Annotated in this window: 14 protein-coding genes; 8 read left to right on the top strand and 6 right to left on the bottom strand. The window is 70.7% G+C overall.

What is annotated here, in order from left to right; genetic code table 11:
* Nucleotides 1-38: 38 nt before the first annotated feature.
* Nucleotides 39-656 carry a nucleoside-triphosphatase gene (locus AC07AW_RS39620; protein WP_478820324.1) on the bottom strand — a complete coding sequence of 206 codons (618 nt, stop codon included), beginning with the start codon at nucleotides 654-656 and terminating at the stop codon, nucleotides 39-41.
* 108 nt (nucleotides 657-764) lie between these two features.
* On the opposite strand from AC07AW_RS39620, the gene AC07AW_RS39615 reads away from it, so the two are divergent.
* Complete coding sequence (locus tag AC07AW_RS39615) at nucleotides 765-1,217, top strand: YbhB/YbcL family Raf kinase inhibitor-like protein (RefSeq protein ID WP_478820323.1); 453 nt, start codon at nucleotides 765-767, stop codon at nucleotides 1,215-1,217.
* 17 nt (nucleotides 1,218-1,234) lie between these two features.
* Here the strand turns inward: AC07AW_RS39615 and AC07AW_RS39610 are convergent, their stop codons facing one another.
* On the bottom strand, nucleotides 1,235-2,332 hold the full coding sequence (locus AC07AW_RS39610; RefSeq protein ID WP_478820322.1) for a baeRF2 domain-containing protein: 1,098 nt from the start codon (nucleotides 2,330-2,332) through the stop codon (nucleotides 1,235-1,237).
* Between the two features lie 462 nt (nucleotides 2,333-2,794).
* Between AC07AW_RS39610 and AC07AW_RS39605 the strand changes: the two genes are divergently transcribed.
* From AC07AW_RS39605 to mmsB, 6 genes are all read left to right on the top strand, one after another.
* The gene (locus tag AC07AW_RS39605; protein WP_478820321.1) at nucleotides 2,795-3,958 is read left to right on the top strand and encodes a mandelate racemase/muconate lactonizing enzyme family protein; all 1,164 of its coding nucleotides are present in this window, start codon (nucleotides 2,795-2,797) and stop codon (nucleotides 3,956-3,958) included.
* On the top strand, nucleotides 3,955-4,962 hold the full coding sequence (locus tag AC07AW_RS39600) for a zinc-dependent alcohol dehydrogenase (protein ID WP_478820320.1): 1,008 nt from the start codon (nucleotides 3,955-3,957) through the stop codon (nucleotides 4,960-4,962). The genes AC07AW_RS39605 and AC07AW_RS39600 overlap by 4 nt, the downstream gene beginning before the upstream one ends.
* Before the next feature lie 234 nt (nucleotides 4,963-5,196).
* Entirely contained in the window at nucleotides 5,197-6,180 is a 984-nt protein-coding gene (locus AC07AW_RS39595) for a hypothetical protein (RefSeq protein ID WP_478820319.1), read from the top strand.
* A gap of 5 nt (nucleotides 6,181-6,185) precedes the next feature.
* A complete protein-coding gene (gene chvE, locus AC07AW_RS39590) occupies nucleotides 6,186-7,295 on the top strand; it encodes a multiple monosaccharide ABC transporter substrate-binding protein (RefSeq protein WP_478820318.1) in 1,110 nt (369 codons plus the stop codon).
* A gap of 14 nt (nucleotides 7,296-7,309) precedes the next feature.
* Nucleotides 7,310-8,980, top strand: coding sequence for a multiple monosaccharide ABC transporter ATP-binding protein (gene mmsA, locus AC07AW_RS39585; protein ID WP_478820317.1), 1,671 nt, complete (start codon nucleotides 7,310-7,312; stop codon nucleotides 8,978-8,980).
* On the top strand, nucleotides 8,970-10,190 hold the full coding sequence (gene mmsB, locus AC07AW_RS39580) for a multiple monosaccharide ABC transporter permease (RefSeq protein ID WP_478820316.1): 1,221 nt from the start codon (nucleotides 8,970-8,972) through the stop codon (nucleotides 10,188-10,190). The genes mmsA and mmsB overlap by 11 nt, the downstream gene beginning before the upstream one ends.
* A gap of 115 nt (nucleotides 10,191-10,305) precedes the next feature.
* On the opposite strand, the gene AC07AW_RS39575 is transcribed toward mmsB, so the two are convergent.
* From AC07AW_RS39575 to AC07AW_RS39565, 3 genes are read right to left on the bottom strand one after another with little or no spacing between them, the layout of a single operon-like run.
* Nucleotides 10,306-10,488 carry a hypothetical protein gene (locus AC07AW_RS39575; RefSeq protein WP_478820315.1) on the bottom strand — a complete coding sequence of 61 codons (183 nt, stop codon included), beginning with the start codon at nucleotides 10,486-10,488 and terminating at the stop codon, nucleotides 10,306-10,308.
* Nucleotides 10,489-11,331: an SMP-30/gluconolactonase/LRE family protein gene (locus AC07AW_RS39570; protein ID WP_478820314.1), complete on the bottom strand. Its 843-nt coding sequence runs from the start codon at nucleotides 11,329-11,331 to the stop codon at nucleotides 10,489-10,491.
* Complete coding sequence (locus AC07AW_RS39565) at nucleotides 11,328-12,101, bottom strand: IclR family transcriptional regulator (protein ID WP_478820313.1); 774 nt, start codon at nucleotides 12,099-12,101, stop codon at nucleotides 11,328-11,330. The genes AC07AW_RS39570 and AC07AW_RS39565 overlap by 4 nt, the downstream gene beginning before the upstream one ends.
* A 449-nt stretch (nucleotides 12,102-12,550) precedes the next feature.
* Here AC07AW_RS39565 and AC07AW_RS39560 point away from each other — a divergent pair, with 449 nt between their 5' ends.
* Nucleotides 12,551-13,033 (top strand): DedA family protein, encoded by a 483-nt coding sequence (locus AC07AW_RS39560; RefSeq protein ID WP_478820312.1) that lies wholly within the window; start codon nucleotides 12,551-12,553, stop codon nucleotides 13,031-13,033.
* A 354-nt stretch (nucleotides 13,034-13,387) separates the two neighbouring features.
* On the opposite strand, the gene AC07AW_RS39555 is transcribed toward AC07AW_RS39560, so the two are convergent.
* Nucleotides 13,388-14,044 (bottom strand): maleylpyruvate isomerase N-terminal domain-containing protein, encoded by a 657-nt coding sequence (locus tag AC07AW_RS39555; RefSeq protein WP_478820311.1) that lies wholly within the window; start codon nucleotides 14,042-14,044, stop codon nucleotides 13,388-13,390.
* Between the last annotated feature and the right edge of the window lie 3 nt (nucleotides 14,045-14,047).

The raw sequence follows: 14,047 nt of genomic DNA, 5'->3' as shown, positions 1-14,047 counted from the left end.
TCCCTCCCCCTGCCTGCACGAAGCCGACAGCCAGGACCCTAGTCTCCCCGAGATCGACTTTCGCCCCAGGCCTTGTCGTGAGCGTGAGGCCCTTGAGGAGTCCCAGGCTTCTGCAGCCGGGCCGCGAGCTCCTCGGGCAGGGCGTCCCGGTTTGCCGCAGTGAGGTGGACGACCTCGACGTCGGCGCGCTGCTTGAGGGCGTCGGTGAACGGATCGTGGTGCGCAGGGACGGTGGCAACGACGTCGACCTCTGCGACGAAGAGGGCATCGACCACGTCCCGGAACGCGGTACACGCCAGTTCCATCCGCCCCAGCTCGTCGATGAGCACCAGGCGCCCTGCCCACTCCGCCGTGGCCGTGGCCGTGGTCGTCTCCGTCGCCGTCGACCGCAGCGCCGGCAGCGCGAGCCGTTCCATGACGCTCAAATCGACGCCGTACTTCCCCACGCGCGGCGGACCGGGAAGGTCGACATGGGCGAGTACCTCGCGTCGGCCCGCCAGGGTCTCCAGGGCGAATCCGACCCGGGCGCCGGACACCCGGATCTCCTCGGTGGTGAAGCCGGTGGCCGGGCGGGTGGGCAGCAGCTCGGCCAGCCGACGGAGGGCAGTGGTCTTGCCCGCGCCGGGGCGGCCCTCGAGCAGGATCCTTGTCGGCACACCGCCATTCTCGCCCCGTCTCCGGGGTGATGCGGGTGGGCTCGGCCGAACGGGGGATTTCGGCCCGGACCTGTGCCGACGCCGTCGCCCGCGGGTATGGCCGCGCGCATGAGCGGAATTGAACTCAGCAGCACCGCGTTCGACGACAAATCCGAGATCCCCCGTCGCCACAGCGGGGAGGGAGAGAACGTTTCACCACCCCTGACCTGGTCGAAGGTGCCCCAGGAGGCCACGGAGCTGGTGCTCCTCTGCGAGGACCCGGACGCGCCGGGGACGACCTTCCTGCACTGGCTGGTGACCGGCATCGATCCGGGAACCACAGGGGTGGCGGAGGGCGGGACACCCCAGGGCGGACAGGCTTGGCCCAACGGATTCGGGCGGGCCGGATGGGGAGGGCCGATGCCCCCACCGGGCCACGGGACACACCGCTACTTCTTCCGCCTGTACGCCCTGTCCGAGCCGCTGCCGCTGCACGAGCACCCGGGCGTCGAGGACGTGCACCGTGCCCTGAAGGGCAGGGAACTGGCCTCGGGCACTCTGGTCGGGACCTATCGGCGCTGAGCGTGTCGCTGCCGGCGTCAGGACGGGGTTCCGGGGTCGGTGTACCGCAGCAGGGCGGCCACACCCTCGTGCAGGCTCAGCTCACTCTCCGGTACGACGACCAGTTCGGCACCCGTGCCGACGAGGGCCCTGACGAGGGCCTCGTCGGCGCGCTCCTCACGCGGGGCCCGCACGCCGAAGGACGTGAGCTCCGCCTCGCTGAGGGCGAGTTGCGTGGGCTGCGAGCCTGTCCAGAGCCGCAGCGAGGACGCGGGCGGGTGGTTCAGCAGCAGGGCCGCCACCTGGCCGCGCTGGAGGGCGGCCACGGTGGGGGCCAGCCCTTCCGTCATGGGTCCGTCCAGGGCACGCCGACCGATGAAGATGTCCACGAGTTCCCGGTCGTGCGCGGCCATGTGACCGCGGAAGACGACGTCGAGCTGCGGCTCAAGCAACGCGCGCCCGGTGTCGGTGGGGGTCCGGCCGCCCACGCGTACGACCTTGTCACGAAGGGTGTGCGGCAGGCGCCGGATCAGTACGTTGCACGCCCATTCGTCGCCGCCCACGACGGCGGCGTCGGCATGGGCGCGCCGCGCCCGCTCGTCCAGCCGGTGGCCGAGCCGGAGCGCGGTGCGGTGCCAGGTCGCCACCGCGACCCTGCGGTGCAGGCGTTCACCCGGGGTGACGGTGGACACGGGCCAGGTGCCGGTCTCCGCCTCCAGCGTCACCCAGCCGTGGGTCTCGGCGGTCGGCAGGCCCCCGTAGTGGACGACCACGGCCATGTAAGGGATCTCCGGAACGTGCTGGGTGACGAGGGGCATCGCGTCCGGCAGGGTGCTGTAGCGCGCGGAGTCGTGCTCGGGCGGCCAGGGCAGCTCCCCGTTCAGGACGAGCGTGCCGTGGGCGGCGAAGAGGGTCTGGCCGTGTACCCCGGGCACCTCGGTGTCGGTGCCGACCGCCTCCTCCAGTACGTTCAGCAGCCCCCGGTCCGCGCCCTGACGGGACAGGCTCTCGCGCAGTCGCCGCCAGCGCAGCGCGATCGCCCGCTCGGGATGCTCGATGTTCCGGGAGGTGTCCAGGTAGACGGAGACGTACGGGCCCGGCTCTGCGTAGAGGGGCTCAAGGAACGACAACCTCATCGCCACTCCTCGTCGATGGTGCCGATGCTCTCCTCACCTTCGATGATGCCTCCTGGCTCAGAGGGCGACGGAGCCCGACGAGAGCAGGACGGTGGTGGCAGGGCCGGGTCCCGATCCTGGCCGCGGCCGGCGCGAGGTCTGGCAGGCCCGGATCCCAGCCCGCCGTTCGCCCGCACGCCGGTCCCGTACGCCCATCGCCTGCCCTGTACCCCGTCGCGTACCCCGGTCCCGTACGCCTATCGCCTGCCCCGTACCCCCGTTGCGTACCCCGGTCTCGTACCCCGCTCCCGTACGCCGTTCGCCCGTCGCATACCCCGGTCCCGTACGCCATTCGCCCGTCCCGCATGCCCGTCCGTACGCCGGTCCCGTACGACCTCTTGACGACCCCAGTGCGGCCTCCTTACTGTCACGCCAGAATTTCGAACGCATGACGAAATCTCGAACAGCAGGGAGTCAACCGCTGTGCGGATCACGGGAATCAGCACGCACGTCGTCGGAACGCCGTGGCGCAATCTGACCTATGTCCAGGTCCACACCGACGAGGGACTCACCGGGGTCGGTGAGACCCGGATGCTGGGGCACACCGACGCGCTCCTCGGCTATCTCCGTGAGGCCGAGGTCAACCATGTCCGCGGCTCGGACCCGTTCGCCGTCGAGGATCTCGTACGGCGCATGAAGTACGGGGACTTCGGCCGGGCCGGGGAGATCGTGATGTCCGGGATCGCGGTCGTGGAGATGGCCTGCTGGGACATCAAGGGCAAGGCGCTCGGCGTCCCGGTCTGGCAGCTGCTCGGTGGAAAGGTCACCGACCGTGTGAAGGCCTACGCGAACGGGTGGTACACGACCGAACGCACTCCGGAGGCGTACCACAAGGCCGCCCGGGGAGTGGTCGAGCGCGGCTACCGGGCCCTGAAGATCGATCCCTTCGGCAACGGTCACTACGAGCTCGGCCACAGCGAGAGCCGGTACGCGGTCTCGCTCGTCGAGGCGGTGCGGGACGCCATCGGCCCCGACACCGAGCTGATGCTGGAGATGCACGGCCGCTTCTCTCCCGCCACCGCGGTCCGCCTGGCCCACGAACTCGCGCCCTTCCGGCCGGCCTGGCTGGAGGAACCGGTGCCGCCGGAGAACCTCAAGGCCCTGAAGAAGGTCGCCGACAAGGTGGACATGCCGATCGCCACCGGCGAGCGGATCCACGACCGGATCGAGTTCCGCGAGCTGTTCGAGAACCAGGCCGCGGACATCCTCCAGCCGGACGTCGGCCACATCGGCGGCATCTGGGAGACCCGCAAGCTGGCCGCCACCGCCGAGACCCACTACATGATGGTCGCCCCGCACAACGTCGGCGGCCCGGTCCTCACCGCCGCCTCCCTCCAAGTGGGCTTCACCACCCCGAACTTCAAGGTCCTGGAGCACTTCAACGACTTCGCGGACGCCGAGATCAAGAAGGTGATCAAGGGCGCCCCGCAGGTCGACCCGGAGACGGGCTGCTTCCACCTCTCCGAGGCGCCCGGCCTCGGTGTCGAGCTCGACGTGGACGCGGTCGCCGAGTTCCCGCAGCAGCAGGCCCGGTTCGACCTGTGGTCGGAGGGCTGGGAGCGGCGCAAGCCCCGGGGGACCCGGTGAGCGGCGAGGCCCTCGTCGTCGACGAGCCGGGCGCGTTCAGGCTCGTCCCGCACGTGCCGCGCGAGCCCGGCCCCGGCGAGGCGCTGGTGGCGGTGCACGCGGCCGGTGTGTGCGGCAGTGACCGCGAGGTCTATCAGGGCAGTCGGCCGGAGGGGTACGTCCGCTACCCGCTGGTCCCCGGCCACGAGTGGTCCGGAACCGTCGAGCGGGTCGGCGCCGGTGTGCCCGTGGCACTGGTCGGGCGCAAGGTGGTGGGGGAGGGGTTCCGTAACTGTCAGGTCTGCGACCGCTGCCACGCGGGCGATACGACCCTGTGCACCGCCGGGTACGAGGAGACCGGCTTCACCCTGCCCGGCGCCATGGCCCCCACCCTCACCCTCCCGGCCCGGCTGCTGCACGTCCTGCCGGACGACGCCGACCTGACCGCGGCCGCCCTCCTGGAGCCCGCGGCCTGCGTGGCGGCGGCGGTGCTCAGGGCGGGCGCCCGGCCCGGTGAGCGGGTCGCGGTGGTCGGCACCGGCACCCTCGGCCTGCTGGCGGTGCGGTTCCTCGCGGCTGCCTCCCCCGCACGGCTCCTCGTCGTCGGCGTGGGGCCCGAGCGGGAGCGGCTCGCCCGGCGGCTCGGCGCCACCGACTTCCGCACCCGCGACCAGGACCTCCCGGACGACCTCGACGTGGTGATCGAGGCCGCCGGCTCCGCCGATGCCGCCCGCACCGCCGCCGGCCTGCTGCGGCGCGGAGGGCGCCTGGTCCTGACCGGCATCCCGGCGCCCGGGGCCGAGGGGCTCGACCCCACCGCCCTGGTCGTCCGGCAGCTGACCGTGCACACCGTGTTCGGCGCCCCGCCGGCCGCCTGGGCGCACGCCACGCGCCTGTTCGCGGCCGGGCTGCTCGACCCGCTGCCGCTGGTCACGCACGAGCTGCCGCTGTCCGACTTCGGGCAGGCCATGGCGCTCGTGGGGGGCGGTGACCCGAAGGTCGGCAAGGTGCTGCTGCGGCCGTAAGCCAGAGGCCGTAAGTCGTAAGCCGCAAGCCATCAACCGGAGGCCGGAACCCGGAGGCCGTAAGCCGCAAGCCATCAACCGGAGGCCGTAACCCGGAGGCCGTAAGCCATCAACCGGAGGCCGTAACCCGCAGGCCGTAATCCGGAGTCCCTCGACCCGGCACCGTACCGACGTGGACGGCTCACGCCCACAGCTCCGAACCATGTCCGATATCTCGAACACGAAGGACAGTCTGTGACCGACACCTCCGCCCCGACCGCCCGCCGGCCCGCCGAGCAGGCGCTCGCCGCACTCGGCCTCGGGGCGCCCGCCCCGGATCCTGCCGACACCTCGCCGCACACCTTCCCCGGCGGGGGCCGCTGGCGCACCGAGATCCCCTCCTGCGAGGGGCCCGAGGCGCTGGCCGTGGTCCTGGCGGAGGCCGACCGGCTCGACGTGCCGGTGCACCGGATCAGCCAGGGCAGCGGCGTGTGGATGCTGACCGACGCCGAGATCACCGAGATGGTCGCCGCGACCGACGAACGCGGCATCGAGCTCTGCCTGTTCACCGGCCCGCGCGGCACCTGGGACATCGGCGGCTCCGTGCGCACCGACTCGCGGGGGGCCGGGCTGCGGGCGCGCGGCCACGACGCCGTCGCCGGGTGCGTCGAAGACGCCGTACGCGCCACGGAGTTGGGCGTCAAGTGCCTGCTCGTCGCCGATGAGGGTGTGCTGTGGACGCTGCACCGGGCCCGGACCCTGGGCGTCATCCCGGCCGACACCACGCTGAAGGTCTCCGCGCTGATCGGTCCGGTCAACCCCGCCTCGTACGCGGTGTACGAGCGACTGGGAGCCGATTCGATCAACGTGCCGAGCGATCTGACCCTCGATCACCTCACCGAAATCCGGCGGGTTTCCGCCGCCCCCATGGACCTGTACATCGAGGCCCCCGACGACCTCGGCGGCTATGTGCGGATGTACGAGGTCGCCGAGCTGATCCGGCGCGGCGCACCGATCTATCTGAAGTTCGGCCTCTCGAAGGCGCCCGGGATCTATCCGTACGGCACCCATCTGCGGACCCTCGCCCTCGACACCGCCCGGGAGCGGGTGCGGCGCGGCCGTCTCGCTCTCGACCTGCTCGCCCGGCACGGCGCGGACGGCGCGATGGCGCCGCTCGGCTCCCGGCTGCCGGGGCTCCTGAACCGCTTCGATCTCAACGACGAGAAGAACGAGGACTGATGACCATGCTCAACCACAGAGCCGTCGTGACCGGTGCCCTGGCCGTGACCGCCGCCCTCGCGCTCGCTGCCTGCGGGCAGAGCGCCGAGGGCGGGGGCAAGGACACCTCGGGTGGTGCCGAGGGTGCCACCATCGGCATCGCGATGCCGACCCAGTCCTCCGAGCGGTGGATCGCCGACGGCAAGAACGTCGTCAAGAACCTGGAGGCGAAGGGGTACAAGACCAAGCTGGTCTTCGGCGAGGACGACCCGGACCAGCAGGTCGCCCAGATCGAGAACCTGATCACGCAGGGCGTTAAGGCCCTCGTCGTCGCCGCCATCGACAACAAGTCCCTGAACAACGTCCTCCAGCAGGCCGCCGACGCGGACATCCCGGTCATCGCCTACGACCGGCTGATCCTCGGCACGAAGAACGTCGACTACTACGCCTCCTTCGACAACGCGAAGGTCGGAGAGCTCCAGGCCACCTACATCGTCGAGAAGCTGGGCCTGAAGGACGGCTCGAAGAAGGGCCCGTTCCGCATCGAGCTGTTCGCCGGCTCCAACGACGACAACAACACCAAGTACTTCTTCAACGGCGCGATGAGCGTGCTGAACCCGTACATCGAGAAGAAGCAGCTGGTGGTCGGCTCGGGTCAGACGGCGCTCAACCAGGTCACCACCCTGCGTTGGGACGGCGGCGCCGCGCAGAAGCGGATGGACGACATCCTCACCTCCGCGTACAAGACCGAGCGGGTCGACGCGGTGCTCTCCCCGTACGACGGCATATCCATCGGCATCCTCTCCGCGCTCAAGTCCGACGACTACGGCTCGAAGACCAAGCCGCTGCCGGTGGTCACCGGCCAGGACGCCGAGCTCGCCTCGGTGAAGTCGATCATCGCGAGCGAGCAGACCCAGACCGTCTACAAGGACATCCGGGAGCTCGCGAAGGTCGCGGCGAACATGGTGGACGCGGTGCTGCACGACAAGAAGCCCGAGGTCAACGACGACAAGACCTACGACAACGGCAGCAAGGTCGTCCCCGCCTACCTGCTCGATCCGGTGAGCGTCGACAAGACCAACTACGAGCAGGTATTGGTCGGCGGCGGCTACTACACCGCCGCGGACCTGAAGTAGCCGGGAGGGCGATCATGAACGGACCCGTCCTGGAGATGCGTTCGATCGGCAAGGCCTTCCCCGGAGTCCGGGCGCTGTCGGACGTCATGCTGACGGTCCACCGGGGCGAGGTCCACGCCCTCTGCGGCGAGAACGGCGCCGGCAAGTCGACCCTGATGAAGGTCCTCTCCGGTGTGCACCCGCACGGCAGTTACGAGGGGGAGATCCTCTTCGAAGGGGCCACCTGCCGCTTCCGGGACATCCGGGCGAGCGAGCGGCACGGCATCGTGATCATCCATCAGGAACTGGCGCTCGTGCCGTACCTGTCCATCGCCGAGAACATCTTCCTCGGCAACGAACGGGCCTCGCGCGGGATCGTCAGCTGGAACGAGACGCTGAAGGAGGCGGCCCGGCTGATGCGCCGGGTCGGCCTCGACGAACACCCGCAGACCCGCGTCGCGGACATCGGTGTCGGCAAGCAGCAGCTCGTGGAGATCGCCAAGGCGCTCTCGAAGGAGGTGAAGCTGCTCGTCCTGGACGAGCCGACCGCCGCGCTCAACGACGAGGACAGCGGCAAACTCCTCGACCTGATCCTGGAGTTGAAGGACCAGGGCGTCACCTCGATCATCATCTCGCACAAGCTGGGCGAGATCCGCCGGGTGGCCGACTCGGTGACGATCCTGCGTGACGGCCGGACCGTGGAGACGCTGGACGTCGCCGACCCGGCCACCGACGAGGACCGGATCATCAGCGGCATGATCGGCCGGGACCTCGACCACCGGTTCCCCGACCGCACCCCGTACATCGGGGAGCCCGGTCCGAAACCGGCCCTGGAGATCCGCGACTGGACCGTGCGCCACCCGATCGACCAGCAGCGCAAGGTCGTCGACGGGGTCACGCTGTCCGTCCGGCGCGGCGAGATCGTCGGCATCGCCGGTCTCATGGGCGCCGGCCGTACCGAGCTCGCGATGAGCGTCTTCGGGCGCTCGTACGGACGGTACGCGGGCGGCACGGTGCTCAAGGACGGGCGCGAGATCCGCACCCGGACCGTCCCGGAGGCGGTCGCGCACGGCATCGCGTACGTCACCGAGGACCGCAAGCACTACGGGCTCAACCTGCTGGACACCATCGGCAGGAACATCTCGCTGAGCGCCCTGGCCAACGTCGCCCGGAGGGGTGTCGTCGACGCCCACGAGGAGCGGCGGGTCGCCGAGGAGTTCCGTACCTCCATGAACATCAAGGCGCCGACGGTGTTCGAGCCGGTGGGCCGGCTGTCCGGCGGCAACCAGCAGAAGGTCGTCCTCAGCAAGTGGATCTTCGCGGGTCCGGACGTGCTGATCCTCGACGAGCCGACCCGGGGCATCGACGTCGGCGCCAAGTACGAGATCTACACGGTGATCGACCGATTGGCCGCCGAGGGCAAGGCGGTGATCATCATCTCCTCCGAACTGCCCGAACTGCTCGGCATGTGCGACCGGATCTACACCATGGCCGCGGGCCGGCTCACCGGCGAGGTGCCCCGTGCGGAGGCGACGCAGGACGTGCTGATGCGCCGCATGACGGAGGGAGGCACGGACGGGCTTATGCCTTTCAAGACCGAGGAAGGCGCGGACGCGCTCATGCGTCGCACGACCGAGGAAGACACGGACGTGCCCATGCGCCGCATGACCGAGGAAGACACGAGGGAGAACGACGATGAGCGCTGACGTCACGGCCGCGAAGCCGGTCACACGCCCGGCGGGGGGCACCACCCGGCCGCTGCTCGACGGCATGCGCCGCAACATGCGCCAGTACGGCATGCTGATCGCGCTCGGCGTCATCGTGGCGCTGTTCGCGGTGTGGACCGGCGGCGACCTGCTGCTGCCGCGCAACGTGTCCAACCTGGTGCTGCAGAACAGCTACATCCTGATCCTCGCGATCGGCATGATGATCGTCATCGTGGCCGGCCACATCGACCTGTCGGTCGGCTCGATCACCGCGTTCGTCGGCGGTGTGGCGGCCGTACTGATGGTCCAGCACGACCTGCCATGGCCGGTCGCGGTCCTGCTGTGCCTCGCCATCGGCGCCGTCGCGGGCGCCGCCCAGGGACTGCTCATCGCCTATGCCGGGATGCCGTCGTTCATCGTCACGCTCGCCGGGATGCTGGTCTTCCGGGGCCTGACCGAGGTCTTCCTCAAGGGACAGACCATCGGCCCCTTCCCCGAAAGCCTGCAGAAGCTCGCCAACGGTTTCCTGCCCGAGGTGGGCCCCAGCACGAACTACCACAACCTGACCCTGGTCCTCGGCCTCGTGCTGATCGCCGTGGTCATCCGCCAGGAGGTACGCGACCGGCGTCGGCAGAGCGCGTACGCCCTTGAGGTGCTGCCGGCCGGTCTGTTCGCGGTGAAGCTCGCCGCGCTGACCGCTTCGGTCCTGATCTTCACGCTGCTGCTCGCCAGCTACAAGGGCGCGCCGGTGGTGCTGCTGATCCTGGCCGCGCTCCTCGTCGGCTTCGGCTACCTGATGCGCAACGCGGTCATCGGCCGCCACGTCTACGCCATCGGCGGCAATCTGCCGGCGGCGAAGCTGTCCGGCGTACGGGACCGGAAGGTCACCTTCCTGGTCTTCCTCAACATGGGCATGCTGGCGGCCCTCGCCGGTCTGGTCTTCGCGGCCCGCTTCAACGCGGCCTCCCCGAAGGCCGGGCTCAACTTCGAACTGGAGGCCATCGCCGCATCGTTCATCGGGGGAGCCTCGATGAGCGGCGGCGTCGGCACGGTGCTCGGCGCCATCATCGGCGGCCTGGTGCTCGGCGTGCTGAACAACGGCATGAACCTCGTCGGCATCGGCACGGACTGGCAGCAGGTCATCAAGGGCCTGGTGCTGCTCGCGGCGGTCGGCTTCGACGTGTGGAACAAGCGGAGGGTCGGCGCGTAGACGGGTCCCGTTCGGAGCCGAGGGTGGGGGGTGCCCCAGGGCCTGTCTGACAGGCCCTGGGGCACTTTGCTTCGGGTGATCAAATACCCTTTGGTTCGGCTGATCACATAGGGGATCAGCGCGATGAGCTTGGCCGCGGAGTGACACGGACAGACAGGAACTCGGACGCGAAGCCGTCCGTCCACTCGTCCTCGTCGAGCACGTAGTCATCGATGACGAAGCACTCCGGCTCGTCGGCGATGCCCGGCAGGAGCCGCGCTTGCCGGATTCGCTCCTCGGCCTCGGCGTGGGCGAGCACCTAGCCGGCGAACGGCGGCTGGGGCAGACCCTGTCCCGCGCCGGGTACGACGAGCAGGGAGCCGGACAGCGGGTGCGGGCGGTCCAGGCCGGTGCGCGCGGTGGTCACGTACAGATCGGTGAGGTCCGGCCCGCCGAACGCGCAGGCCGTGGGGCGGCGCACCGGCAGGTCCAGCACTCGGTCGAGCATCCCGGACGGCGTGTAGCGGCGCACCGCCCCGCCGTCCCACAGTGCCACCCACACACAGCCGTCGGCGTCGACGGCCAGTCCGTCGGGGAAGCCGGCGCCGTCCTCGACGACGGCCAACGGGCGGCGGTTCACGGGGTGTTGGGTCTCGGGATCGACGTCGAAGACGTCGACGCGGCGGGTGGGCGAGTCGATGTAGTACATCCGTCGCCCGTCGGGACTCCAGCCGGTGCCGTTGCTGACGGCGACATCGCCGAGGACCGTGCGGACCGTGCCGTCGGCTGCCACCCGGGACAGGGTGCCGCCGGGTGCCTCGTCGTAGCGCATGGTGCCCGCCCACAACGCCCCGTCGGGCGCCACGGCCGCGTCGTTGCCCCGGCGGCCGGCCACCGGATCACGGTGCAGCCAGCTGAACGCCCCCTGGGCGTCGTACAGCCCCACGCCGTCGCGGAGGTTGACGACGAGGCCGCCGTTCACGCGCGGCTTGGCCGCGCCCACGTGCTGCTCGGTGGCCAGCACGGTGCGACGCTCGGAGGCCGGGTCGTACGTGTGCACCCGGGAGCCCAGGATGTCGACCCAGACCAGCCGACCGGTGGCCGTGTCCCAGGTGGGCCCCTCTCCGAGCGCGGCGCACTCCCGCACCGCGACGTCGATCACGCGGGGCTCCGGTGGCCCAGCCGCCCCGACAACTCGGTGGCTCCCTTGACGGCCAGTTCCTCCAGCTCGGCGCGGCGGGCCTCGCTCCAGCGGATCATCGGCACGGAGATCGACAGGGCGGCGACCACCCGGCCGGAGCGGTCCCGCACGGGGGCGGCCACACAGCTGACGTCCGGATTGGATTCGCGGCTCTCCAGGGCGATGCCGCGCCGTCGCACCTCGGCCAGCGCCGCGCGCAGCGCGGCCGGGTCCGTGACGCTGTTCGGGGTCATCGCGACCAGCTCGGCGTCGTCGGGGACGCGGGCCGCCAGCTCCTGCTCGGGGAGCGAGGCGAGCAGCATCTTGCCGACGGAGGTGCAGTGCGCGGGGAGGCGGCGGCCGGCGGCGGAGACCATGCGCACGGCGTGCGTGGAGTCCACCTTGGCGATGTAGATGACGTCCGTGCCCTCCAGGATGGCGACGTGCACGGTCTCGCCGCAGGTCTCGGCGACGGAGCGGGCCACCTGCCCGCCCTCGGCGGCGAGGTCGAGCTGCTCGGCGTACCGGCTGCCGAGCTGGTACGGCCGCACGCCGAGCCGATAGCGCCCGGGCTGCTCCGGCACCGGCACCAGGTACGAGCGGGCGGCCAGCGTGGTCACCAGCTCGTGGACGGTGGTGCGCGGCAGCTGGAGTCGGCGCACGATCTCGGGGGTCGAGAGCGTTCCGTCCCCGTCGAGGAAGAGCTCCAGGATGTCCAGGGCCCGGGTCACGGCAGGCACGAGGCGTCCCACGACCGCCCCCTCCCTTGTGTTCGAAATTTCAACAGTCGATCGGAATGACGAACACAGGCTACTGACAGGGAGACCCCCTGTCAGCAGGTCATTCGAACACGTCATGTATTCGGGAAGTTCTCCCGGGTGGCGTGGCCGCCTTCGGAATGAGCCGGTCGTCGGGCAGGGTGCAATTCCCGCCGCTGACCAGGTGGACCGCGGCGCACCCTCCCCTCCGTCCACCGTATGCGCATTAGGTTAGGCTGACCTTGCTTGGCGTGTGGACCGGGGCGCGCGGGTGTCGGGTTCCGGTGCGGCAGGCGGGAACCCAGACGACGGAACGGGCAGAGGTGAGGCACAGGTGAGAGACGGTGACCGAGCTCGCGCGCGTAGAGCGCCCGGAAAGGCGGGACACCCGCACGGGCGCCCGGGGGACGCGAGTTGCTGCCCGGCGCCCGGGATGAGGCGTCGTGGATAAGATCGCGCTCACGGCCGGAGCCCTGTACGTCATCGTCCTGCTTCGCGCCGCGGGGACGTTCGCCGTCGGATGGCTCGCCGGCACCGGCGCCCGGCGCAGCAGGTTCGCCGGACGGATCTCATCGGCGAAGTTCCTGCGCGCCGAGCGGGCGATCCAGCGATGGGGCGCGCCGGTGGTGGCCGTCTCCTTCCTGACCGTCGGCTTCCAGACCGCCGCCAACTTCCTCGCGGGCAGCATGCGCATGCCGTTGCCGCGCTACCTTCCCGCCCTGTTCGTGGGCGGAGCGGCCTGGGCGCTGATCTACGCGACCGCGGGGCTCGGCGTACTCGAAATGCTGCGAACGCTCTTCGCCGAACGGACGGCCGTCGGGGTGTCCGCCGTGGCCGCCCTCCTTCTCACGGTGTGCGGGGTGGTGGTGTACCGCAGAAGAAGGGCGGTCCTGTCCTCCGGTGACACCGTGGCCGAAGAAACGTGAGCTCGTCCCGTGAGGGCGGGTGCCGCGACGGGCGAGATGGAGGCGCGGCCTCGGCTCTCCTCGCATAGCCCGCCGGAGGCGCTGGGCGACGCTTCTTGGGCGGTGATGGCGGTGATGGCCGTGAGGCGGTTCCTCACCGGCGCCCCATGCCAGGCCGCCGGCCGGCGCGCCTCCTGCCGTACCAAAAGGGCACATTGCTTCAAGAGCAAGTCGAGTCGTTCACCGGCGCGGACTCCCCTGGGGAGCTCGAGTGCTCCAACTGGCGGACGCACGGCGGGTGCTGGGGCCCGCGATGGGGCAGTGTGCGGACCGCTTCGAATAACCGGCCGTATGGGTAAACCCGTTGTGCCCCGTTCAGCCGAGCGAGAGTGGGAACCGCGCGCCCGTCCCGGACAGTACGGCCCGTTCCGCGGTGCTCGGCGTGCGCCGGCCGGTTCCCAGGAGCAGCGCGTCCGTGTCGGACAGTTCGGTTGGGAAGGGCGTGCCCGCGATCCGCTCGAGGAGTTCACGCCCGGCGGCCAGGCTCTCCGTGGGCGGCCTCGGCGCGCCTCGTAGCTGCGCCACGAGGTCCAGGTGGTGCAACGTCCACTCCAGGACGTACGCGGAGAGGTAGTCGCCGACGGTGAGCACCTCGCCGCGCGTTACGACCGCGAGGCCGGAGTCGGCGAGCACGGCGGCGCGTCCGGCGGCAGAGCCGACATCGTCGAGATGGAACTTCAGCAGTGCCGGGTCCTCGTAGGCGGCGGCGAGCCGTACCGTCAGCGCGTCGAGCGGGTCGTCGCCGGTCGGCGGCTCCTCGGCGACCTCCCAGTAGCTCGCGGCGTCGCGCGTCGGCGGGGTGTCGGCGGGCGTCGCGAGGGTGATCAGGACGTCCTGGGCGTCGATGACGAGGTGGCAGACCAGATCGCGTACGAGCCAGCCGGTGCAGCCCGACGGCCGGGCGAAGTCCTCGTCGGTGAGACCGGCGACGGCCTCGCGCAGTGCGGTCCATGAGCGGGAGAAATCGTCCACGCC

This window comes from Streptomyces sp. NPDC044003, from assembly GCF_056435185.1.
Note: the sequence above shows the minus strand (reverse complement) of the source record. Positions and strands in the feature narration are given on the sequence as shown.